We start from the raw sequence: 22,853 nt of genomic DNA on the forward strand, positions 1-22,853 counted from the left end.
CCAATATTGTTTTTAAATACTATTTAAAAATACACGTTGGTGTTTATTCTGTTTTATGCTTTTTCACTTATCTTTTATAAGAGAGGATATAAAACTGAGCAGTTTCACAAGATTTGACTCTCTTAGTGCAGATCATAATCACTCTCTAAATACTGTTTTATCAATAGCTTAGATTAAGTGGTGAGAGAATGAGTTTTGTTTTAACTTTCTCTCTCTTGGCGCAAATAACCCCTCCCATGGCTGCGCCAAGACGTTCGATTCAACGTGAAAATGTATGTCTGTTTAGCTGGCAAAAGCCATCGCTTTTGGGGCGGCAGTTTTGCGAGGACGAAAATCTGTTTCTCTTTGTTGCGTAGAGGGTGTTGTTCCTTCATGCGTTACTGTTGAAGGCTCAGGGCGTTGAGTAGACTGTAAGGCGCTTTGTTGTTGATGCAAGTTTTGCGCTCTCTCAGATGTTTCATGGCGTTCTTGTTTTGTCTTCTGAATTTTTGAAAGGCTCTCTCTTACTTGTGTTACAGCTGTTGCATAATTGTCAGTGGCGTCAATGAGATGAGAAAGCCCCGCTTCAGCATGTCTGCGTGCTTGATTTTTAAAACCACAAAAGTTGTGACCAGTGTATTTGTTAAAAGACTGAGGATTTTCGGCAAGTTGCTGTGCCAGCTGTTCTATTGTTTTAGGGTTTTGGAAAAGCGTTTCCACATGTGATTGTAAAGTGTTTTCGTTCCCAAAAACAACTTTACACCAATATTGGATTTGGGCATGGTATCTTTTGACGTTTGCATGTTGGTGAATTTGGGTAGAAATTTCTACTTCTGAAAGGCTTTCTTCTTCTCTTTGGGAACGATCCGGTTTTTTTAGAAGTTCAGCGACGGCTTCCTTCCCCATAAAGCCTTCATAGTTTTTGAGTTCTTTCTCTGGAGATTGTACGAGGCTCTCTCTTGCCTGTTTTACAGCTTCTGTATAACAATCAATGGTGACACATAGGGCGGAATAACTCTCTTCCGCTTGTCTACGCGTTCGATTTTTGAAGCCCAACATGCTGGTACCGGAAAGTTTAGCGATACTTTCAGGATGGGCTGCCATGCGCCATGAGAGCTCCTCTCCTGCAGCGGTATTTTTTTGAATTTCCTGCATTTTTTCTTGCAAAATGTTTGGGTTGCCGTAGGCATTTGCGGATAAACGTTGGATTTCTTCTTGATATGCTCGAACCAATGAATTGTGTGGAAGAAATTTAGTGATTTCTTCTTCTGAGAGGATTATAGTTGCCTTTTGTGAAGCAACTTGTGGAGGAACTGTTGCGTATGTCGTTTCAGCTTCTTGCGGTCTTTTGGTCGAGCCACTTCTTGTGAGAGATGTTGTTGAATGTGTCATTCTAACGGATGCCTGTGCAATTTCTTCCGTAACAGTTTCTTCTCTTAAAAGAGATTGTCTTTCCTCATCTTTTTCCAGTATCGTTGACAGCCTTTTGCTTTTTGAAGGAGCTTCTTTAGAGAGGGGGGCTGGACCAGAGACTTCTGCCGCCGCTTGTTCATAAAGCTTTATAAGTTCTTGTATTGAAGAGGATAGAAAAGGATGAGGATGGTTTTTTTTCATGCATGTTTCCTTTCAAGAATTGTTTTAGAAAACTTCTTTGGAGCATTCTTGCCTTTTATGCTTGGATCGCTTTGAGATAAAAGAAAATATTGAGCTGAATGAGCTCCAAAGATCTGCGCTATTCACAACCAGCCTAATGGAGATTTATGTCTTTTATACAGTTTTTTTATGAAATTTTATCAATAAGTTATCGTAAATTACAGAGTCCATTTTTAGGACTATTTTAGGATCATTTTTTGTAACATTCTAAAACAATTTTTGGCGCAATCGCAACGAAACGATTTGCGCCAAGAAATTCTATGAAAAAAGATTACATGAAAAACAAAAACTATCTGTTTTTATGCCTATGCCTCCTTACATGGCATAAGAAAATCCTTTTTCTCCATGTCTTTGTCGTTGAGGGCTGTGCTCTGGACTCTCCCGGTTTTGTTCTCTTTCGTGATGACGATGATGATGGCCCCTTTCAGTTTTCTGAGAATTTTCTTGCTGGCGTCTTTGTTCCGCCATAGGGGTTTGCAATAGTCTTGTTGTTGCATCTTGTACAGTCTTTGTATAACTATCAATGGCGTCAATGAGCGGCCCAAAACCGTCTTCAGCTGCTTTGCGTGCCTGACTTTTTAGGCCAAGTGCAGAATGGCCAGCGAGCTTATGTATAGATTCAGGATTTTCAGCAAGTCGATTTGAAAGATCTTTTCCTTTACTGGGATCTGTAAGTATTCCTTGCAAGTGTTCCTGGAAAAGGTTGTTATTGCCATAAACGATCTGACCCCAATGCATAACCTCTTCTACACGTGCTTGAACGTGTGGATTTTTTAAAAGCATGACAGCTATTTGCTCAGTTGTGAGGGAAGATGAAGATCTTCCTCTTTGTTGTGGAGCAACCGTTGTATAGTCAGTTTCAGGATCTTCTTTCCTTTGATGTTTACCTCTTGAAGAAGGGGTAACGCTGCTAACTGATGCGTATAGAACATCAGCTTCGTGTTTTGGAGAAGCAACCGTTGTATAGTCAGTTTCAGGATCTTCTTTCCTTTGATGTTTACCTCTTGAAGAAGGGGTAACGCTGCTAACTGATGCGTATAGAACATCAGCTTCGTGTTTTGGAGAAGCAACCGTTGTATAGTCAGTTTCAGGATCTTCTTTCCTTTGATGTTTATCTCTTGAAGAAGGGGTAACACTGCCAACTGTTGCGTATAGAACGTCCTCTTCTGGGGTTGGTCTGCGCTGGTTTCCTCTGGTTGGTTTATTAACTTGTGCATAGAGGGGCTCTGTTCTCTGGGTTTCTGAATGTGGGTGACTTTTTTTCATGGCTGTTTCCTTTCAATATTTTTAGAAAACCTCTTTGGTACATTCCCCATTTTTAGTTTTGATAACAAGATATCCAACAAATGACCTCCAAAGATTTCGTGCTATTCATATCGATATGTAATGAACATTTATGTCTTTTATACAGTTTTTTTATGAAATCTTAATCAATAAGTTATAATAAATTACAGAATCCATTTTTAGGACATATTTTATGTAACATTCTAAAACAACTCTTGGCGCAACCACAATAAAATGACTTGCACCAAGAGACTCTATGAAAAAGAGATTACATGAAAAACAAAAACTATCTGTTTTTTATGCCTATGCCTCCTTACATGGCATAAGAAAATCCTTTTTCTCCATGTTTTGGTCGTTGAGGGCTGTGCTCTGGACTTTCATGGTTTTGTTCTCTTGTGTGACGACGATGATGGTGATGACGTCTGTGTCTTGCCTCTCTTTCTGGACTTTCTTGTCTTTGACCTCTTTCATGTTCACGTGTAAACTGTTTATGGAGCTTTTGTGCGTTACCAATATGCCTTTCAAGAGCTGAGCAAAGGGGAGAAAAACCATCTTCAGCTGCTCTGCGATCGGGGCTTTTTACGCCAAGCACTTGCCGACCAGCGAGTTTAGCAGGGCTTTCAGGATTTTCTAAAAGGTTCCATAAGACTTTTTCTGCATTTAGGGGATCTTCAAGAATCTGAGCAAGTGGTTCATTCAAAGCATGTGGGTTACCATAAACAACAGCGCACCATTCTTGGGTTTCTCTTACACCATATTGAAATTCTCTGCTTTGTAAAAGCTTTGTTGTAATCACCTCTTTTGAGGTTCTTGGAGGAGGTGTTGCTGCTCTTCCAACGCCTTGGTAGATGGGATTTTCTCGTTGTTGGGATTCTTGCCCGCCTTCAGTCTCCATGCCAAGTTTTGCATAGACAGATTCTAGAGTTTTATGGGGAGAGCGCCCACCATTTTCGCTAAAATCAGGTTCTGCATAGAGATGTTCTGGTTTTTGAGGTTCTTGCCCGCCTTCAGCGCCCATACCAAGTTTTGCATAGACAGATTCTAGAGGTTTATGGGGAGAGCGTCCACTATTTTCGCTAAAATCAGGTTCTGCATAGAGATGTTCTGGTTTTTGAGGTTCTTGCCCGCCTTCAGCCTCTATGCCAAGTTTTGCATAGACAGATTCTAGAGGTTTATGGGGAGAGCGTCCACTATTTTCGCTAAAATCAGGTTCTGCATAGAGATGTTCTGGTTTTTGAGGTTCTTGCCCGCCTTCAGTCTCCATGCCAAGTTTTGCATAGACAGATTCTAGAGGTTTATGGGGAGAGCGTCCACTATTTTCGCTAAAATCAGGCTCTGCATAGAGATGTTCTGGTTCTTGGGGAAATCGCACATCCTGAGAGCTTCCGCTCGGTGAGCTGTAGAGGGGGTTTATTCGTTCTTGGAACTCTGTTTCACCCGACGCTAGATTAACGACTGCATAGGGATTTGAGGGGTTTTCTGGAGAAGGCTCACGCGAGCCCCTACCAACCGTTGCACGGCTAGCTCCTAATGGGTATTGGGGAGCATAGATAGTTCCTAGTGGTTGTGGAGAAGAGGGCGTCTCATATGCACTTTCTCTTTGTGTATTGTAGGGGGAATTTTTTTGCTCATTTGTTTTCCCTCTCGGTTTGTCGTAAGGAGATGCTTCTTGTTGTAAGGGCCCTTGTGAACCATTTCCGCTTCTACTGAGATTTGCGTAAAGAGCTTCTCGTTTCTGGGGGGCTGGGTTCTGGGGAGCTGGTTGTGGGTGACTTTTTTTCATGGCTGTTTCCTTTCAATATTTTTAGAAAGCCTCTTTGGCGCATTTCCCACTTTTTGATAACTTCAAGACACAAGTAAGATATCAAATTTAATGATCTCCAAAGATTTCGCGCTATTCATGTTTATATGTAATGGACATTTATGTTTTTTATACAGTTTTTTTATGAAATTTTATCAATAAGTTATAGTAAATTATCGGATCTATTTTTAGGACTATTTTTTATAATATTCTAAAACAATTGGTAGACGCAATGGAGATAAAATGATTAGCTTAAAGAGTTCTTTTGGAAGGCAAAAGTTCATGCGTTTTTATCCAGTAAGAGCAAGCGATGAGGAACGACTAACTTTCAAACTGCGGGCTTGACATTGTGCTTCTTGGGTGTTCTTTACAGTATTCGTAATTTCTTTTGCTTTTCTTTCCGATGTCCCAAGGAGGCACGCGAGTCTGGTATGGTCTTTTTCTTGTATAGCTTTACGATCTTCTGAGGATAGACGATTGTGTAGTTGGCGCGAAAAGTGATGGAGTTCTTGTCGCAGTGAACGAGAATGCAATAAAGCTCCCCTTTGTTGTTCTTCTGGTAAGGCAAAAAGGTTTTGTAAATTTTTTCCAGGTTTTTCGACAGTGTGGCTCAAGCGTTTTTGTTCTCTTTGGTGTTGTTCTAGAATTGCATCTTTTGTTTGTTGTGTTATTGTGGCATAATCTCTAAGTGATTGGCTGAGTTGTGGAACAGCCTGTTCAGCTTGTCTGCGATTCGGGCTTTTTATGTCAAGTATTTTTCTTCCTGCAAGTTTAGAAATTGATTGAGGGTTTTGTAAAATTTCATCAGCAAACTGATTTCCTAAGCTTGGATCAGCCGTTAAGATATCCATTTTTGTATTTAAGGCTTGTGCTTTACCATAAACGAGCTTTGATAAATTTTTGATTTCTTTTCGGCATGCTTCAACATAAGCGTCATTTGAAATCTTTGTGAATAACTCTTCATGTGTGAGAGATGTTAATGTTTCTTTTGGAATCAATGTTTCTTTTACATTTTGAACATTGGTTTTTTGAAAGCAAAGGTTGGCACCGTTTTGTAATGTTTTAACGAGTTCTGGGGGAAGATCATCTTTGTGTCCGACGACGAAAGCACCTTCTATTTCCATGACAAAACCTTCTGCTGAAAAACCTCTAAAGACGCCTTCATAGGGAATCCCTTCCTTTGCTGCAACAACAACACGATTGTTAATTTCATCCAGTCCAGTTTCTCTCATCTGGGAGATAAATTCTTTTAAAACAAGGGCTTTTTGTGGATGGGTGATATCTTCAAAAAGATCTTTCATCGGTTGGGAATTGCCATATTGCATAGCTTCAATACAAGCTGTTGTCATGCGTTTCTTTGTGATGAAAGAAAAGTCAATGGTATGTCCTGCTGCTTGTCCAAGTTTTTCCATAAACATTCTATTGACGCGCCCATTGCCTTTTCTGAAAGGATGCGCGTGCTCGAGCGCCATAAAAACTTCAGCGGCATTTTCAGCAAATTCTTGGCGCGATAAACCTTTTAAATTGTTCTTCTCATTAAGTGTTTTTTCGAGTTGTGTGAGTTCTTTTTTTATCTGTGGACCGATAGCAAAAGGAGCTTCACAACCTTTGGGACGCATTGCCGGCATATGGGCAGTGGTGCCATCTTCAAATGTAAAAAATGTATCGCGGGTGTGGCCCGCCCATTCAAAAGTTTTGTGGAAGAGGCTCCAATGGATTAATTTTAAATAAGTGAAATCAAATTTTTGTGGGAGCGGTTCGTGACGAAAATTGACGGCTTCTTTAGCGATGTCATGGGTACTGCGTTCATACAGTTTTTTAGGGTCTTTGATGCCATATTTATTTTTGAGTGTTTTTGTTCCTTTATATAGATAATTTTGCTCTAACATGTAATCTCTCCTAAGTAGGTAAGGTCGTGGTTGATAAGCGTCTTAAACGCTGTATGTGAAAAATTCCCCTTCGCATATTCTTTTGAGATTTTGGGTGTTATGAGAGGGAACACTTTTCCCTCAAGTGTGCGGATAGTTGTATCAACTCTTTTGAGAGGCTTGTGGTTTGAGAGATACATAATGTTCTATTGCGATTGTTTTCATGCCTATTCTTTTTTCATTTATTTTAGCTTCTATAATGTTTCCTTTTATTTATTATTCTGTTGTACTGTAAAATATCGATATTTAAGACGGTGATATGAAATCTAAGAGGGAGCAAAAGATGGATTTTTTATAAATCGATTTTGGGTGAAATCTTTATCCTTTGAGGTGGAGGGAAAGAGGTCGAAAAGAAAAATGTTGCTTAATATTTTCGCTGTTTTGCCTTTAGCAAAGTTGTTTGCAAGAGCACTTTGATGAAGGGCGTGGATGTGACGGAGAATATTGCTCTTGATTATTGGATGACTTGGGGACTTTTCATACATAGTGTTTAGGTTAGGAAGTCTATAGATAAAAGCAGTTATCAAGAATTTTTCTCCATTATGTTTTTCTTATTGGTGTATGTGGACATCTTGTTTGCGTATGTTTGCAACAAAATGTTTTTTACTTTGTGTTGTTGCTCTTAATTGTATCGCGCTGCTTTAAGATCCATAAGAGGGGGAAAACTTTTTTTGGCTAGGAAAAAAGGTGTTTTTCAGCACTTGGCTGTTAAAATAGAACACATGATGATATCGTAAAGGGGAAAAACTTTGTCTAAGAATGTTTTATTCATTTTAGTGTATATCTTGGATGTTTTTTTGGGGGGAACCAGTGTTTATCGTGTGGGTATTTTGAGAGTTTCTTGTTTCAAAGGCAAATCTTTTGTTTATTATATTCTTTAATGGAGGCACGTTTTTTACGTAAAATAAGAACACCATTGTGTTGCATCTTTACAGGATTATTTTAAAGATACATCTTTTAACACACTCATTTGGCGATGGGGTAAAGCCCTCATAAAGCGTATAAAATCTATTGAGCGCTCCCATTTTTACGCTTCATAAAGAATCTGGTACCATCACACACTTTATGCCAGCGCTAAAATATTGCGGACCACCCCTTGGACATTGAGGCGATTTATGAAAAGGCATGCCTTTCTTGTACAGTTCCACTTCACTTGGGGGCCCGCTTGTGACATGCGAAGTAATAGGGTTGTGATTGAGTTAACGTGGAGCAGATTTGAAATGAGAAAATCTTACGCTATTTGGTCTCTCATTCAACATAAAAATATAAATTATCATTATGAATCAATGTATTTTCTAAATTATATATGAAAATCCTTTGTAGGAATGTGTTCCTTTTTGGGGGATATTGGTGTCGCTATTGGTTGGGTGTATGAACGTTTTTTATAGAGACTTCTTAAAAATCATGGTTGCTGGTAAATGATGCACAAAATACAAAAGAAAAAATCATGGATTTTTTGACCCTGTTTTTCTTATATGTGGACGGAGTTTTTTCGTTCACAGGCTTTAAAAAAAACAGGGATGTATACCTTTTTTTGTTATTTTTCATCAATATCTCATCATGGAGGTTAGTTTTTCTTTTGTGGGGCAAAACGGTTTTTTGCAGCAGCGGCTAACATTTCTTTTCTTCTGAAATAGATGGCGCAACCACATCGCGAAGGGGAGCCTTGCATCAGAATAATTTGTTCATCTTGACGCATTTCTTGAATAATCTCGTGGGGTAAAATGAGTGCTCTTTTTAAAATATTCATATAACCACGAAAATCGACTCCATCTAAGACAAATAAAATAGGCTTTTGTAGCTTTCGTCATTAGTAATCATGACGTTTAAAAGGAATTAACAATTATCCTGTCCAATTGCTTTGGATATGGTGTATATGCTATGTGCAAAATTGGTGGTAGGGCGCTTAAGTAGTCTGTTTTTTGCATGTATGATAAGAATATTAAAATATCTCTTCCACATAGGTGTTTAAATCAAAAAAACAAAGTTTCATATTTTTTAGTTGGCCATAGCAAGTGTATTTGAACGATTTTGTGTGCGTGTGTAGAATTGGCTATGAGTGTTCCTTGCTTTTTGAACAATGTCGGTAATTTCTCGTGCTTTCTGTTCTGATATACCAATACTTTGTGCAAGTGTTTCATAATCTTTGTTTGTGATCGCACTACATTCGTTTGATGAGAGACGATGTTCTAAACTGTTTATAAAAGTACGGAGCTCTTGGTATAATTGAGGAGATTGAGACAAGATTTCTCTTTGTTTTTCCGGTGATAAAGCAAAAATATTTTGCAAGTTTTGACTGGGATTCTCTACCGCTTTTCCAAGGCGTTCTTGTTTAATTTTATGGTCTCGAGTGACTATATTATAGGTAGCTTCTACAGTATACACATAATTCTCAATTGCAAGAGAGAGCACATCAAGATAATTTCGAGCGTGTACACGTGTCGGATTTTGTAGACCGCATATACTAAAACCTGCAAGAGGAGAAACAGAGTGCGGTGCCTGTTTAATCTGATTAGCAAACTGTCTGCCTAATTCTGGATTTTTAATAATCTCTTCTATCTGTTCGTTTAATACGTTTGCGTCACCATAAACAGTTTTTGCGTAAGCTCGGACTTGCTTTTGAGCTTTGAGAACGTAACTATCTAGCGCAACTGTTTTGGCACATTCACTTTTTGTGAGAGGCGCTAATGTTTCTTTTGGAATAAGCGTGTTTTCAAGCTCTTTGCTGTTGGGGGCGGTAAAGGTAATGATATCACCAGGTTTTAATGTTTTTAATCGTTCTGGTGTGAGATCATCTTTGCTACCAATGATGTAAGTTCCTTGCATATCGAGTATAAAACTTTCTGAATAACAACCTTTATAAGTTCCTATATAGGTTTCTCCTGCCTTTGTTGCCATAACAAGGCGATCATCCACGTTGCGTCCCGTATTGTTTATGTGGTCCATAAATTCTTTTAAAAGACGTATTTTGGGGGGATTGGAGATATCCTCAAAAAGATCTTTCAACAGTTGTGTATTGTTATATTGCATTGCTTCGCTACAGGCAGCCATCATACGTTTTTGTGTGACAAGCGAAAAGTCAAGCTGATGTCCTGCAGCTTTGGCAAGATTTTCAAAAAAGACTTGTTCTGTGTGCTCATTGCCATCTATGAATGGGTGGATTTTGTGAAGAGAATAAAATAGACTCGTTGCTTCCTTGACAAATTCTTCGCGTGTTAAGCCTTGCAAATTGTTTTTTTCGGCAAGCGTTTGATCTAATTTTTGTAAGAGTTCAGGGATTTCTTCACCAGTTGCAAAATTATTGCCCCATTCCATTCTTTTCATTTCTGGCATGGCAGCAATGCTATCGTCTGTAAATGCGAAGGGGATATGACGCAGATGTCCAGCCCATACAAAGGTATTTTTAAACAATTGTTGGTGGATATGGCATAGATAAGTTGAATTAAAATATTCTGGCAGGGGTTCTGCACGCAGATTGATCATGGCTTTTTGCCTATCATGTGAGCATTTTTCCAGAAAGCGTTTTAAATCTGTTTCTCCATATCTATTTTTGAGAATTTGGGTACCAAGATAGATATAATTATGGGGTGAGGGAATTCCTTTTGTTTTTTCTTTTGCTTTTGGCATTGTTACATTCCTTATAATGTTACATTGTCTATGAGAGTGTGTTAAACTTTTTGTTTGAAAATCCCCCACGCATATTGTTTTGAGATGTTGAGACTTGGGTGAGGAAAAAATCCCTCAAATTCGTAGGTGTTTTTGAGTGTATCAATCTTTATCTTGGCACTTTTTTCTTTTACTGAGAGAGAATAGTTCATTTGGGTTGTTTTCATGCATATTGTCTTTTAATTTTTTTGTAGAAAAATTTTCCTATAAAAGCGGTGCCTTCAAAAGTTTCTTGATAGGATTCTCAAGGCATAGATATGATTGGTATTTATTATTTGGAGATGAGGAGAGTGCTTTATAAAGAAAATTGGCATTGGTAAGCACAGGCATAATACCATCATTCAAAGACTTTTCCCTATATTTTTCTTGTTGTATCAAGCGGGAATTCCTTCTTTATAGGCTTTTATGAGATAGAATCTCTGTTTTTATCCTTTGATGTTTTTGTTTTGATGCATGACCTCCATTGGAGGGTGTTTTTTAGTTTTTCTGTGCTTTTGGAGCAAAACGGTTTTTTGCAGCTGCGGCTAACATTTCTTTTCTTCTGAAATAGATGGCGCGACCACATCGCAAAGGGGGTTGTCCTTGCATAAGAATAATTTGTTCATCTTGACGCATTTCTTGAATAATCTCGTGGGGTAAAATGAGAGCTCTTTGTTGGTAATTGATGTTGTAAGAACTTTTTCCTAAAGATAAACCTCTTGATTTGCTCGTTCCGGTGACTTCAACGGTCATTTGACCACAGCGTTCTGAAATGTCTTTAGCTGTTTGAAGGTCTTTAATGGCCGCATAACTGACAAAGGAGCAGCTTTCAAACCATGAACGTGCTCCTGCTTCGCCAAAGTGATTGACCAACTGACCCGTGGATTGATAAAAGAGCATCAAGGATGTGCCGTATTTACGTCCACGATCGCGGGCTTCTTCTAAAATATTCATATAGCCTAGAAGATCAACTTCATCTAAGACGAATAAAACACGCTTTTTATAGTTACCGTCTGCTGTAACCATGGCATTGAGAAAGGCGCCAATAATCACACGTCCAATAGCTGGATAACTGTTTAAAATGCTTGCGGGGAGATTGAGAAAAACATCTGTATTGCCATTGGCAATATCTGAGGAAAAAAAATCATCTCCGCAGACAAGATCTGCATAATTGGATAAAGAAAGCCATTGGGTGTCTTTTGAGGCGGTTGTATAGACTCCTGAAAAGGTTTGCTCTGCCATTTCTGTAAAAATACCCACCATTTCACGAATAAAAGGAGAAGGTGTTGTTTCTTGAATCATGCGCAATTGATTAACAACAGCTGTCTCTGATTGAGAGAGAATTCCACGCAAAGTTTTTAAATTGCGCTCGCTGTCTTCATATTCGTCAGAAAATATGACATGGGCAAGAAGAGCGGTTAAAAGATTATGGGCTTGTGTTGAGAAATATTCCGCTGAAGAATTGTCTGATTTTTTATCTGTGAGAAGCAATTTGGAAAAGCTAACAATATTTGCTTCACGTTGTGTGCGTGGTACGCTATCATCTAAAAGCCAGTCGATAACATTAAAATTTTTTGTTAACAATGAATTGGGATCGAGAACAATAACATTTCTATTTCCCATTTTTTGACGCGCAAATTTGACCATTGGGGCAACTTCTGTTGAAGGATCAAGACAAATAATAGACCCTGGATAGGTTAAACACGTGGGAACTACTGTACTTGTGGTTTTATAGCCACCAGAACCAGCAAAAAAGATCATATGGGTTGAACCAAAATCAAGATTAAAGGTCAGCAAAGGGGCTGTTCCACCCTTTCCCCATGTTGTTTTATTGCCAGGTGCAAAGGGAACTTTGCACACATTATCTTGATCAACGCGGTATCTTTCACCCACAACAATTTGCCCATTGGCAGGAAAGATTTTTGCTGCCTCTCTTAAATTCATCCATGATGCTTCACCAAAAACACCTTTTTTTGCACGCTTGACCTTATTTTTAGGTGGAGAGGTTGTTATGAATTGAATGAGGGACAAAAAAACACCAATGATGATGCCAAAGACAACCATGGGATCCATAAATTGAAGAGCGTAGCTCCACGTTATTCCTTGTTGTCCAACATAGGGACTTAAGCGTTTTATTTCACCACCAATATAGTAAAGAGAAGTCATTCCAAAAAAGACAATGGAGACAAAAGTGATTATTCTACGCAGGTGCAGTTTTTGCGAGAGACTATAAAACAATGAAACAGTAGCCGTTAGTGCTAGGACTAATAAAGGTTCTGAACGAAGAGTCCAATAAATTTGATCGCTCTTTAGTCCATTTGTTATAAACAACAAAAAGTGAGGGACAAGGAATATTGTTAAAGCACCTAAAGCGATCGGTGTTAAAATGAGTACCATTTGTGTTTTGGTATATTTCATTGTATTTTACTTTCAATTCTGTCAGAATATGTTGCGAAATGCTCTTTTCCAGGTGTGTGATATGAACTCTCATCTCTTTTTGCAAAGGTGCAGATAACGCCAGACAGTTTTTGCTTATGAGCCTTTCTCATTAAGGAGGAAGGTTTTATCTATTCTTAGCAGGCCATAGCAAATGCTTGGGAACGATGCATTGTGCATATTTGTGCTCGTTGATGTACTTCTTTGGTTTGCTTAATAATTTCTGTAATTTGCCTAGCTTTACTTTCTGATACACCAATACTTTGAGCCAATGTTTCATACTCATTATTTTTGACTGCTTTATGTTCATTTTGTGAGAGACGGGTATTGATGTTTTTTACAAAGTCGGTAAGCTCTTTTTGCAGTGAAGGATTTTTTGCTAAAGCTTCTTGCTGTAATTCTTTTGGCAAGGTGAAGAGGTCTTGCAAGCTTTGACTTGGCATTTCTACTGTGGTTGCACGGCGCTTCTGTTCTGTTGCATGTTCTTGCGTAATTTCCTTCCCAGCATGTCTCACTGCATGGGCAAAATTTGCAACGGCAGTACAGAGCATCTCAAGATGATTTTTAGCGTTTGCGCGTGCCTGATTTTGTAGTCCACATAAACTGAAACCGGCAAGATGAGAAATAGAGTATGGTGCTCTTTCAATCTGGTTGGCGAGCTGCTGGCCTAAGCTTGGATTTTTGATGATCTCTACCATCTGTTTGTCTAATATTTTTTCGTTACCATAAACAATTTTTGACAATTTCTGGATTTGTTTTAAGCTTGTGTGGACGCAAGAATCTTCAGCAATCATTTCGGCTTTTTCATTTTCTGTCAAAGGGGCTAATCTCTCTTCTGGAATGAGAATACTTTCAAGCTCTTTTGTTTTTGGGACTGTAAAGGTAAATTTGTCACCGGGTTTTAATGTTTTGAGTTGTTCTGGCGTGAGCTGTTCTTTATTGCCGATGATGTAAGCACCTTTCACATTGAAAGCAAAGCTATCATAACCAGCACCCCTATAGATGCCTGTGTAGGTTTCACCTTCTTTTGCAACCATAACAGGACGATTATTAACATTGCGCCCAAGTTCTTTCATGTTGCTCATGAATTCCTTTAAAAGAAGTATTTTATTGGGATTAGAGATATCTTCAAACAGATGCTGCATTGGCTCTAGGTTCCCATTTTCTGCTACAGCAACACTGGCGAGCATCATGCGTTCTTTTGTAACAAGTGAAAAGTCAAGCTGATGCCCTGCGGCTTTGGCGAGATTTTCAAAAAAGACCCGTTGTGTACGTCCATTGCCTTCTCTAAAAGGATGAAGTTGGTTAAGGGCGTTAAATAAGCTTATTGCTTCAGCGTTAAATTTCTCACGCGTTAAGCCTTGCAAATTATCTTTTTCGGCAAGCGTTTGATCTAATTTTTGTAAACCGTCTTGGATTTCATCGCCGAGTGCAAAAGGATTTTCCCATCCTGTTCTTTTCATTTCGGGCATGGCGGCTATGGTACCATCTTCAAATGTAAAGGGGAGATGGCGCAGATATCCAGCCCATTCAAAGGTATTTTTAAATAAGTGGTGATGTATAGAGCATAGATAGGAGCTATCAAACTTTTCTGGTACGGGGGATTCACGCAGATTAACCATCGCTTCTGCTGTATCCTGTGAGCATTTATCCAGAAAGGATTTTAAGTCTTTTATTCCATATTTATTTTTGAGTGTTGTGGTGTTTGGGTAGACATAATGATGGGGAGAAACTGTCTGTATATTTTTTGTCTTTGCTTTTGCTTTTGGCATCGCAGCTTCCTTATAATTTTACGTTGTCCATACGAGTGTTAAATTCTCGAGTGAAATGTCCCCTTTGCATATCCTTCTAGAATTTTTAGCGTTTTGGAGTGAAGCTTTATATCCTCTATTGCATGGGTGCTGATGGTTGCGTCAACGGCTTCACGGCGTTTTTTTTAAATCTTCCATTGTTATTGATAAAAGATTTTCTCTAATTTTTATTGTTTGGGTTTTCATGCATTTTTCCTTTTATGGCCAATTATTGCTTTAAAAGATTCTTCGGCAGCCGGTGTGATCCTCTTTTAGTCACCTCCAAAGATGTTTCGTTGTTTGAAGGGGTCATAATAAATTTCTGTGACCTTAAACTTTCCTTCAACCCGTTTGCATTGGATGATGATATCAATCATTGAAATCAACAGTCCTCGAATATCATCACGCTCTAAATCACCCCCTCCATCACTTTCTTTGACCAAAAGGGTCATTTGCTCAAAGGCAGCAAGGGCCGTTGATGCATGAACCGTCGTAATGGAACCTGGATGGCCTGAATTGACATTGCGGATATAATAAAAGGCTGTACCATCTCGAAGTTCTTGCAAAAGAATACGGTCAGGACGCATCCGTAAAGATGATTCAAGCAATTCTTTGGGACCAACGGAGGCTAAGCCTTGTCCATCTTTTGAATAGAGCATCGAGACATGATTAGGATGCGGTATCAGCAATTCTTGTGTGTCTTCAATGGTGATAATACGTTCTTCTTGAGGAATTTTGGCGATTAATGCTTTTGATAATGTTGTTTTACCTGAACCGGTTTTTCCCGCAATTAAAATATTTTTCTGGCATTTTACAGCTTGATTTAAAAAGGAGACAAAGTCTTTATTACAGTAGGCATTGGCTAAGTTATGCTCGATGATTTTGAGTTCATTAAAACGAGAAAGATAATTATTCAATGGCGTGAAAGATACCTGCTCACAGAGCGAGAAGAGTCCTTTATTTGCGAGTTCTTCGAGAGAAAAACTCTGCGATGATGGTTTACGAATTGTCATACTAATCGTGTCTTTTTCGACAGCTGGCGGAATGACAATCTGAATGCGTTCATTGCCTGGTAGAGTGGCAGATAATATTGGGTTTTTGTCCGATATGTTTTGCTTGGAATAGGACGCGACAACTTTCGCAATACCCATAAGCTCATTAAAAGAGAGAGTTGGTACTTCTATTGTTTTCCATCCATCAAATCCTTCAGTCATTACTTGATAGGGACGATTGATAACAATTTCAAAAAGACTATCATCTTTCAAAAAAGCACTGATGGGTTCAAGTTTTGTGAGAACAATCGCGACAGTTTCATTATTCATGGTATGTAAGTTGTGGTTCATTTTAAAGGTATCGTAGAATTTTTGTAAAAGTTTTTTGAAACAGCTCGATGGATAATCTGTTTTTTGTTTTCGATGACTTTCAATTTATAAACACTGGAAAAATCTAAATCGCGGGCAACAAAAATATTCACCATTTCTCCTTGGTTTTTGGATAATGTTGGAGGAATATTGGCGTAATTTTCTACGACAATATTTGCAATATGTTGTCCTGAAGAGAGTGTTTCAGTTTCTTCTTTCTCTTGTTTTTTTGATAAACGTTTATTGGCATAGTGTGTTGCATCTTTTATTAGTGATACAAGAAGTGCAGATCCAATCCGCTCCAACCAATGATTATCAATGTCTCCATCCATACCAGAACGCCCTAAAGCATCTGTTGCAGGTGAAGCTAAGGATATAATGATACCATTAGGGGTTTTTGCTCTATTCCATAGCACAAAGAGACGTGTTTGGCCTTTTTTCAAGCCAGCGCGATATTCACCAACAATTTGGGTGCCTTTATCAAGAAGAACAACACGACCATTGTCTGATAAGATATCTCTGGAGACGATACAACTGGCAAAACCTTGTTGATCACTGTTGATGGCTGTTTCTAAGATACAAGGGATAGAAGTTCCCATCGTGATGATGTAGTTTCGATTGCCAAGGGTTGAAGCGCGAATACCTTCAAGCACTGTGGGTTTGAGAAGATGATTAAAACGTTGTGTCGTTTCATCAGGTTTGTTTTCAAGTTGGTGAGGCAAAGCGCCATTATTTGTTTGTGAATCTATTTTGCTTTGTTGTGTATGCGCATAAGCTAATACAGGAGCACGTTGCGCTGCTTCCAACAGTGGATCATTAGAATTTGATTGATTGATGGTTGGTGTTGGTAGCTCGATTTGTGGCAACAGAGCGTTCTTTCGTTGAGATTGTTCAAGGGGGGGAGGGGTCGGCTTTGCAGGGTGGAAAAGTTCTGTTTGTTTGATAAATTTTTCTTCTTTTGAAGATTCAACCGGTTGTTTTTTTTCTGTGACAAGTGTTGAATAGGCTAAATAAAGACAGACACTAAAAAGAATAACAAGAGCGACTGCTTTCCCTACATTGCTCTGTTGGCTTTTTCCCTGAGCATTTTTTATTGTATCGCGATCATTAATGTTTTTTTCATCCACGGTGTTATTCATGGCTGCTTCCTATGTTCACTTTACGTTGTACAGATGGTGATGTCGTACCCGTTTCAGGGTTAATTCCTTCTGGTACGAACCTTTTATTAAAAATGCACAATACTTCGTTCCCACGCCGTAGTGTGAATTGTGCAGATGTTGCATGGACAATAACCTTGTTGCCTTTAATCGATTTGGGAATAAGGGCCTCTTGCCCATCAGGCGATACAATGTAAATGGCAGGGATTTCAATGTTGCCTAAAAAGGTAAAGGTTGTTGTTTTCCCATTATCATAGACAGAAGCAGGTTCAATGAGGGGAGAGCCTTGGGCTTCATAAGCCCAATTGCGTGGTCCAAAATCTTCATGGATATTTAAAATATCATTGACAAAGTTTTCTTCACGTTGTTTTTCTTTTTCTGCTTCGGCTAATTTCTTACGTAAGGCTTCATCTTCTGGATAACGAAACTTTACCAAAAAATACGTCTCATTGCCGGCTGAAACATCGCCTTCACGGACTTGTAGCTCGAATTGATAAGAGCGTTGTGTTCCATCTTGGCGGCTTGTGACAATTTGTAAATTGGTTACAGGTTGGACTTCACGTGGTTTGAGAAAAACAAAGTGTCCAGCCGGTGCAACTTGCCAAGCAACCGAATTTCCAATTCCTACATAGGTCACTTCTTCATCAACGGCAAATTCTAGTTGAACCGAAGAGCGAATGGAGCCAATAATTTGTACGACATTGTAGGGGTCATAATTGACAAATCTGATGCGGTTATCTTTACGTGCGCTAATAGGCGCTGTTTCCGCAAATGAGAGGACTGTGTGAAAGCTGAGAGTGATCGTAAAAATTAAAGAGATTGTTTGTAAAAGTCTGATCATTTTATCACCTCTGGATCAGATCTATATTCCGATACTTGAAAACCAAGGGGGTTGATAAGACGATCAGACGTTGAAATGTGTGCGTTTACGTAGGAAAAATTTAAGATTGAAATCCAATGGGAAATATTTTCTTTTTCATTCAAGTCTCTGATCGTTTTATAGTAACGAACTTGGATAAGATTTTTGCTTATAAAAGAGATTGATTTGATTGTGACGGTAGCAATCATGTTTTGATAAATATTTTGCGGACTTTCTGGATTATTGCCCGCGTACCATTTTGCAAAACGGTTTTGTTCTTTGGGAGAAGATAAAAGAGAAACTAAGCGAAAATTATTTTCTGCTTCTGATGCTTGAAAACCTTCACGGGCACGAACATATTGGCTAGCAAAATAACGCGTTATCGCTTCATCATAGTCGTTAGGGGATTCTTTGAGGGCACTTACAGTATCAATAATGCCTGTTGAGTTATCAACGCGGATAACAAAAGGCTCTACTGTTTTCAAAGGCGTCAAAGCGGCGACAGCTAAAGCTAGCGCAATCGTCATCAATCCCAAAAGTACTGTTAAAGCCATGGAAATTTTCATTCGCACACGCATGCTATGCATGCGGTCAATGTCAAATGAACGCGCTTCTTTTATATATTCTTCAAGGGCATCACTTTTCACGCGTAACCTCCACAGTTTTATCAGATTGTGCTTCATGAATAATTGGCTTTAATAAAGCTGAATTGGCTGTTGCTTTTTCACTTTCCAAAGTATTGAGAATGATGGGAGTGGTAACAGGCTTTACGCTTTTTTCTGGATGGACAACGTTTTTATTGTCCCAATTCCACTTATCTTTATTTAAAGCACGTGTATGTTTGCCATTACAGCGTGGTGGTTTTTTGGGGCCACTCAAAGAGGTGCAACCAGTAAGAGCGATTGTTAGGACCATAACAAAAGTTATTTTTCGTTTCATTTTTTGAACTCACAAATATCTTGGAATACAATGCATGAGAGTTTTTATTCTGGACACTTTTACAAGTCTATGTGATGCAAGACTTTGATTGATTTTGTTGTAAGAGCCAAGATGTTAGGACTTATCAGGAACAGGATCATGGTACGTGCGCCAAAGGGTGCACGCAAAGCAAAAACAAAAATACTTATTCTTTATAAAGAGGCGCTTTATCTTAAAACCGACCACGACCACCTCCGGAGCTTCCTGCTTTTGCTGCTGCGCCTGCCGCACCTCTAGCAGCGTTACCGGCAGCACCTGAGATTTGTAAAGTAGCACTTTTTACTGCATTACCACTCGCTCTTGCACCATTTGAAATCATTGTAAAAATCTGTCCTCCTGAAGAGACACCAGCGTTAAAGTATGGTCCGCCAGAGGCCAGGGCTGTTGCAATACCGGGAAGAGCACGGAAGATAATAACCCCTATGATCGAAATGATGATGACAGGGGGAAAAAGAACGTAAATTGATTCATATGAAATGCTGAGAACCTGTAGAATAACTTGGCATATAATTGTTCCAAGCATGATTACGAGAACTTGTAAAATGGTAAAATTGATCAAGGTTGTAATCCATGCATCGGAGTATTTTCGCGTTGCATTGAACAAATACAAACTAATGAACAGAGGTCCAAGACCTATAATCATGACCAGTGCAACTTGTGCAAACATTTGCACAATAAAACCACCTATACAAAAAAGAATAACGGCGAGAAGCATGATAGAACCAAGAAGACCCACAAGGATCTTTTCAAAAAACCAAGCATTGTATAAGACTTCTTGATAGCGCGAACTTGCCTTTAACAAAATATAATCAAAAACATTGGAGCTTGTTGGATTACTGTTCAGCGCATTCCCAATAGCGTTGGATAAATCATTGAAGAAAATATCCTTGACATATGTATTAAATGTATCCGCATTCGTTGCCATTGTTGTGACAACAACAATTTTAACAACATTATTGAGAAGACTATGCATCGAAAGCGCAACGCGACCTGTCATAACATTATAGCCATAAAGAAAGATAAAAATGATTGCGGCGAGATTTAAGGGCGCTGAAATAGCAGAAGACAGCCCACTCACCGTTGTATCCATCACATTATCAAGGGGTTTTAAAATATACCCAGAAACGGTTTCAAAGGGAGAAAAACTAAAGTCTGACATTTGTACTCGTACTTTCAAGTTTTTCTTTTAATTCTTTTTCTTTTTCTTTTAATTGGGCCTCAAGATATTTATGTTTTTTTTGTTCCTTTTCTTCACGTAGCTCATCTTTTGTCTTCGTATCTCTTGCTTGAATCATATCAAGAGACTGAAGTTTTAAAGAACTTACTTGAAGACCTGCTTGAAGAAGAGAAAGCTTTACTTGAAGATCTTGCCGAAGAGCTTGCAATTCTTCAGGTTTTATGTCTTTTTGTGATTTAAGTTGTTCAAGCTGATTATTTATTTCTTTGATTTTATTTGCAGTTTCAGTTGTGCTTTTATAAATGTTTTCAGCTGTTTCTGATTTTGCAGCATCTAATTTTTGTGTGTTCTCGAGTGCTTGTTTATAATATTCATCCACATCGAGTGTTGTTTGCGCTATTGCATGAGACATAAAAGAAAAGGATAACAGTGTAACTAAGCCATATTTTTTCATTGATTTTTTCTCCTTTGATAAAATATGGGCAGCCATTTATCAGGGTCAGCTCCATATTCATTGATAATTTCATTCATGAGTTCAATGTTTTTTGTTGTGCCGCTTAAAACGGCGATCTCATCATTCATTCCACGTAAGTTAAGTTCTGCAACGACGGAACTTTGTCCTTGTTTGATGAGAAAACGACGGGATTCCCTGCTTAATTCTGACTGTATCAGTTCAAATTCACGCTCAGTAAGTTTGAAAGCTTCGACATAATCATTGTAATTTGCTTTTTGATTTGGAAAAAATATTTGGGTGGGGCATTGCTCAATAATTGTGTGTGCGATTGTTGAGTTCAAAGCATCTTTAGGGCTTTGTGTTGCAAAGAGCATTAAGCCATTTTGTTTACGGATTGTTTTTAGCCGATCTTGCGCAAAAGCTTTGAATGAATCATCTTCTAAAGCTTTCCAGAATTCATCAATGACGATAATGATACGTCGCCCATCAATCAAATCAAGAATGCGGTGAAAAAGATACATCATTAAGGGGCGCCGAATTTCTTCATTATCTAAGAAATCGGTCATGTCATATCCAATGAACTGCGCATTTAAATTGAGATCATCTTGATCATTATCAAAAACCCATCCTAAATCATTGCCTCTAATCCAGCGTTGCAGCCGCATGGCAACCCCTTCTTTGGATGTGTTGTCAAAAAACAGTTGAAGGGCACCAAGAGAGCGCTGGGTTGGGGGTAAGTTTTCCAAGGAATCAATGGCTTTGGCGATATCTTGTCGCTCTTCTTCTGTTACGATTTGCCCTTCAGCGGTCACCAGCTTTAAGATCCAATTACGAAGAAAAATTTTATTTTTTTCGGTGTATTCCATGCCCTTTAAGGGAGCAATCCCCGTGGAGTGCCCATTTTTTAAAGGTTTATATTTTCCTCCTCCAGCCCGTACAAAAATCTCTGCTCCTTGATCTTTATCAAAAAAAACCATTGTTGGATTGTGTTTTTGTAATTGTGCAAGAAGAAAATTAACAATCACTGTTTTACCAGAGCCCGATGGACCACAAACAAAAGTATTCCCAAGATCGCCATAATGAAAATTAAAATAGTAAGGTGAACCAGCCTGTGTTTTTAGCAATGCGACAGCAGCTCCCCAAACATTATCGTTCAGTTTGCCAACAGGGAAAGAATGGAAGGGCGATAAAGCAGCAAAGTTTCTGCTAGTAATGGCGCCTGAACGCGCACGATAGCTAAAGTTTCCAGGAAGTTGTGCCCACCATGCTGCTTCCAATCCTAAATCTTCTCTGGCAATCACGGCTCCCCCATTGGTTAAATGGGAACGTGCTTTTGATAAGTTTTCAGACAATATTTTGGGATGATCAGCAAAAACAGCTAAAGAAATGTGGTGTTCTCCCAAAACAAAACGGTTTGATTCTAAATCATCCAGCGCTTCATCCAATGCATCAATTTGTGAGCTAGCACGGTCAGCTGCATTGATCATTTGATTTTGTTTGCGGCTCATAATCGCACTGGCGGCTGCCTTACTTTTAAAGACAAAGGATTGTGTTAAGATGAATTCAAATGGCACCGTAAGCAGACCATCAGTCATACCTGGGCGTGTTTTAGAAGGATACTCTTTCCATCCAAACATGCCCACAAAGCGTTCATTGCTTTCATGGCGAATTTCGATAATTTCTTTCCCAAAAATAACACGATCCGAGTAAATTGTTGAAGCAATAGTTCCAAATGTGAGAGGAATACGCTCACGTCTTCCCCCCACTAGTTGATGGAGAAATTCACTTTGTTCGGCAAATAAAAGTCCTTCATGTTCATAGATTGATAGTAGACGGACTTCATACTCTTCCAAACCTTGCATAAGATCTTGACTTAACTCTTCGAGTTTACGAATAGCTTCCTCATCGGGTTCAGATTGTGTTTTCTTCGCTTTGCTCAAGCGCTGAAAAAATGAAGCTAGTTTTTCGGTTTTATCCGCTGCGGGATTCCAAAGCAGTGAAATAAACAGATCATTTCGATACAGTTCTTGCGAAACCATTTTCTTTTTATATTTTTCATCTAATGTTGTTGCAAAAGATGAAAGAAAATGACCTTCTGGGTATATCGTTTCACGGCGGCGGATGATGTGAGAATATAAAGCAAGCCTTTCGTCTGCGATATTTTTTAAAAGAGTGTTTAATTGGTTGTGTAAAGAATTTAATTGATCAATATCCGCAGTGTCAAAATTTATACCCTCAACAGCCATCACAACCATTAAACAGCGTGAATTTAAAGCAATGACATGTTGGTTGATGTAGCGTATATAGGGAATATATTCTTCAGGTAAAGTTTCCCGTTTCATGATTGACAT

Annotated in this window: 15 protein-coding genes and 2 pseudogenes; all 17 read right to left on the reverse strand. The window is 38.8% G+C overall.

Annotated elements, in window-relative coordinates:
* Window positions 1-282 precede the first annotated feature (282 nt).
* A complete protein-coding gene (locus tag ACFIM1_RS03035) occupies window positions 283-1,593 on the reverse strand; it encodes a BID domain-containing T4SS effector (protein ID WP_375609215.1) in 1,311 nt (436 codons plus the stop codon).
* Window positions 1,594-1,947: 354 nt separating this feature from the next.
* Window positions 1,948-2,898, reverse strand: a complete 951-nt coding sequence (locus ACFIM1_RS03040; protein WP_375608081.1) for a BID domain-containing T4SS effector — start codon at window positions 2,896-2,898, stop codon at window positions 1,948-1,950.
* A gap of 331 nt (window positions 2,899-3,229) precedes the next feature.
* Entirely contained in the window at window positions 3,230-4,699 is a 1,470-nt protein-coding gene (locus ACFIM1_RS03045) for a BID domain-containing T4SS effector (RefSeq protein ID WP_375608082.1), read from the reverse strand.
* 308 nt (window positions 4,700-5,007) lie between these two features.
* A complete protein-coding gene (locus tag ACFIM1_RS03050) occupies window positions 5,008-6,606 on the reverse strand; it encodes a BID domain-containing T4SS effector (RefSeq protein WP_375609216.1) in 1,599 nt (532 codons plus the stop codon).
* A 1,606-nt stretch (window positions 6,607-8,212) separates the two neighbouring features.
* A pseudogene (locus ACFIM1_RS03055) lies at window positions 8,213-8,395 on the reverse strand (type IV secretory system conjugative DNA transfer family protein); the annotation flags it as partial.
* Between the two features lie 248 nt (window positions 8,396-8,643).
* The gene (locus ACFIM1_RS03060) at window positions 8,644-10,272 is read right to left on the reverse strand and encodes a BID domain-containing T4SS effector (protein ID WP_375609217.1); all 1,629 of its coding nucleotides are present in this window, start codon (window positions 10,270-10,272) and stop codon (window positions 8,644-8,646) included.
* Between the two features lie 516 nt (window positions 10,273-10,788).
* Window positions 10,789-12,708: a Ti-type conjugative transfer system protein TraG gene (traG, locus tag ACFIM1_RS03065; protein WP_375608085.1), complete on the reverse strand. Its 1,920-nt coding sequence runs from the start codon at window positions 12,706-12,708 to the stop codon at window positions 10,789-10,791.
* 155 nt (window positions 12,709-12,863) lie between these two features.
* Window positions 12,864-14,498: a BID domain-containing T4SS effector gene (locus ACFIM1_RS03070; protein WP_375609218.1), complete on the reverse strand. Its 1,635-nt coding sequence runs from the start codon at window positions 14,496-14,498 to the stop codon at window positions 12,864-12,866.
* A 10-nt stretch (window positions 14,499-14,508) separates the two neighbouring features.
* Window positions 14,509-14,723: pseudogene (locus tag ACFIM1_RS03075) on the reverse strand (antitoxin VbhA family protein).
* 65 nt (window positions 14,724-14,788) lie between these two features.
* On the reverse strand, window positions 14,789-15,859 hold the full coding sequence (gene virB11 / locus ACFIM1_RS03080; protein ID WP_375608087.1) for a P-type DNA transfer ATPase VirB11: 1,071 nt from the start codon (window positions 15,857-15,859) through the stop codon (window positions 14,789-14,791).
* On the reverse strand, window positions 15,856-17,016 hold the full coding sequence (gene virB10 / locus ACFIM1_RS03085; protein ID WP_375608088.1) for a type IV secretion system protein VirB10: 1,161 nt from the start codon (window positions 17,014-17,016) through the stop codon (window positions 15,856-15,858). The genes virB11 and virB10 overlap by 4 nt, the downstream gene beginning before the upstream one ends.
* A complete protein-coding gene (virB9, locus tag ACFIM1_RS03090) occupies window positions 17,009-17,875 on the reverse strand; it encodes a P-type conjugative transfer protein VirB9 (RefSeq protein WP_375609219.1) in 867 nt (288 codons plus the stop codon). Before virB9 ends, virB10 begins: the two co-directional genes overlap by 8 nt.
* On the reverse strand, window positions 17,872-18,576 hold the full coding sequence (locus ACFIM1_RS03095; RefSeq protein ID WP_375608090.1) for a virB8 family protein: 705 nt from the start codon (window positions 18,574-18,576) through the stop codon (window positions 17,872-17,874). The genes virB9 and ACFIM1_RS03095 overlap by 4 nt, the downstream gene beginning before the upstream one ends.
* Window positions 18,530-18,832, reverse strand: coding sequence for a type IV secretion system protein VirB7 (locus tag ACFIM1_RS03100; protein ID WP_375609220.1), 303 nt, complete (start codon window positions 18,830-18,832; stop codon window positions 18,530-18,532). Before ACFIM1_RS03100 ends, ACFIM1_RS03095 begins: the two co-directional genes overlap by 47 nt.
* Before the next feature lie 211 nt (window positions 18,833-19,043).
* A complete protein-coding gene (locus tag ACFIM1_RS03105) occupies window positions 19,044-20,030 on the reverse strand; it encodes a type IV secretion system protein (RefSeq protein WP_375609221.1) in 987 nt (328 codons plus the stop codon).
* Window positions 20,017-20,502: a type IV secretion system protein VirB5 gene (locus ACFIM1_RS03110; RefSeq protein WP_375609222.1), complete on the reverse strand. Its 486-nt coding sequence runs from the start codon at window positions 20,500-20,502 to the stop codon at window positions 20,017-20,019. Before ACFIM1_RS03110 ends, ACFIM1_RS03105 begins: the two co-directional genes overlap by 14 nt.
* Window positions 20,499-22,853, reverse strand: coding sequence for a VirB4 family type IV secretion/conjugal transfer ATPase (locus ACFIM1_RS03115; RefSeq protein WP_375609247.1), 2,355 nt, complete (start codon window positions 22,851-22,853; stop codon window positions 20,499-20,501). Before ACFIM1_RS03115 ends, ACFIM1_RS03110 begins: the two co-directional genes overlap by 4 nt.

Origin of the sequence: Bartonella sp. AC158YNML (genome assembly GCF_042196725.1) — a bacterium.
Classification (GTDB): Bacteria; Pseudomonadota; Alphaproteobacteria; order Rhizobiales; family Rhizobiaceae; genus Bartonella.

Excerpts from the sequence above, each read along its gene's own strand:
- ACFIM1_RS03035 (WP_375609215.1), bottom strand. The coding sequence starts at position 1,593 with ATGAAAAAAAACCATCCTCATCCTTTTCTATCCTCTTCAATACAAGAA.
- ACFIM1_RS03040 (WP_375608081.1), bottom strand. The coding sequence starts at position 2,898 with ATGAAAAAAAGTCACCCACATTCAGAAACCCAGAGAACAGAGCCCCTC.
- ACFIM1_RS03045 (WP_375608082.1), bottom strand. The coding sequence starts at position 4,699 with ATGAAAAAAAGTCACCCACAACCAGCTCCCCAGAACCCAGCCCCCCAG.
- ACFIM1_RS03050 (WP_375609216.1), bottom strand. The coding sequence starts at position 6,606 with ATGTTAGAGCAAAATTATCTATATAAAGGAACAAAAACACTCAAAAAT.
- ACFIM1_RS03060 (WP_375609217.1), bottom strand. The coding sequence starts at position 10,272 with ATGCCAAAAGCAAAAGAAAAAACAAAAGGAATTCCCTCACCCCATAAT.
- traG (WP_375608085.1), bottom strand. The coding sequence starts at position 12,708 with ATGAAATATACCAAAACACAAATGGTACTCATTTTAACACCGATCGCT.
- ACFIM1_RS03070 (WP_375609218.1), bottom strand. The coding sequence starts at position 14,498 with ATGCCAAAAGCAAAAGCAAAGACAAAAAATATACAGACAGTTTCTCCC.
- virB11 (WP_375608087.1), bottom strand. The coding sequence starts at position 15,859 with ATGAACCACAACTTACATACCATGAATAATGAAACTGTCGCGATTGTT.
- virB10 (WP_375608088.1), bottom strand. The coding sequence starts at position 17,016 with ATGAATAACACCGTGGATGAAAAAAACATTAATGATCGCGATACAATA.
- virB9 (WP_375609219.1), bottom strand. The coding sequence starts at position 17,875 with ATGATCAGACTTTTACAAACAATCTCTTTAATTTTTACGATCACTCTC.
- ACFIM1_RS03095 (WP_375608090.1), bottom strand. The coding sequence starts at position 18,576 with ATGAAGCACAATCTGATAAAACTGTGGAGGTTACGCGTGAAAAGTGAT.
- ACFIM1_RS03100 (WP_375609220.1), bottom strand. The coding sequence starts at position 18,832 with ATGAAACGAAAAATAACTTTTGTTATGGTCCTAACAATCGCTCTTACT.
- ACFIM1_RS03105 (WP_375609221.1), bottom strand. The coding sequence starts at position 20,030 with ATGTCAGACTTTAGTTTTTCTCCCTTTGAAACCGTTTCTGGGTATATT.
- ACFIM1_RS03110 (WP_375609222.1), bottom strand. The coding sequence starts at position 20,502 with ATGAAAAAATATGGCTTAGTTACACTGTTATCCTTTTCTTTTATGTCT.
- ACFIM1_RS03115 (WP_375609247.1), bottom strand. The coding sequence starts at position 22,853 with ATGTCAATCATGAAACGGGAAACTTTACCTGAAGAATATATTCCCTAT.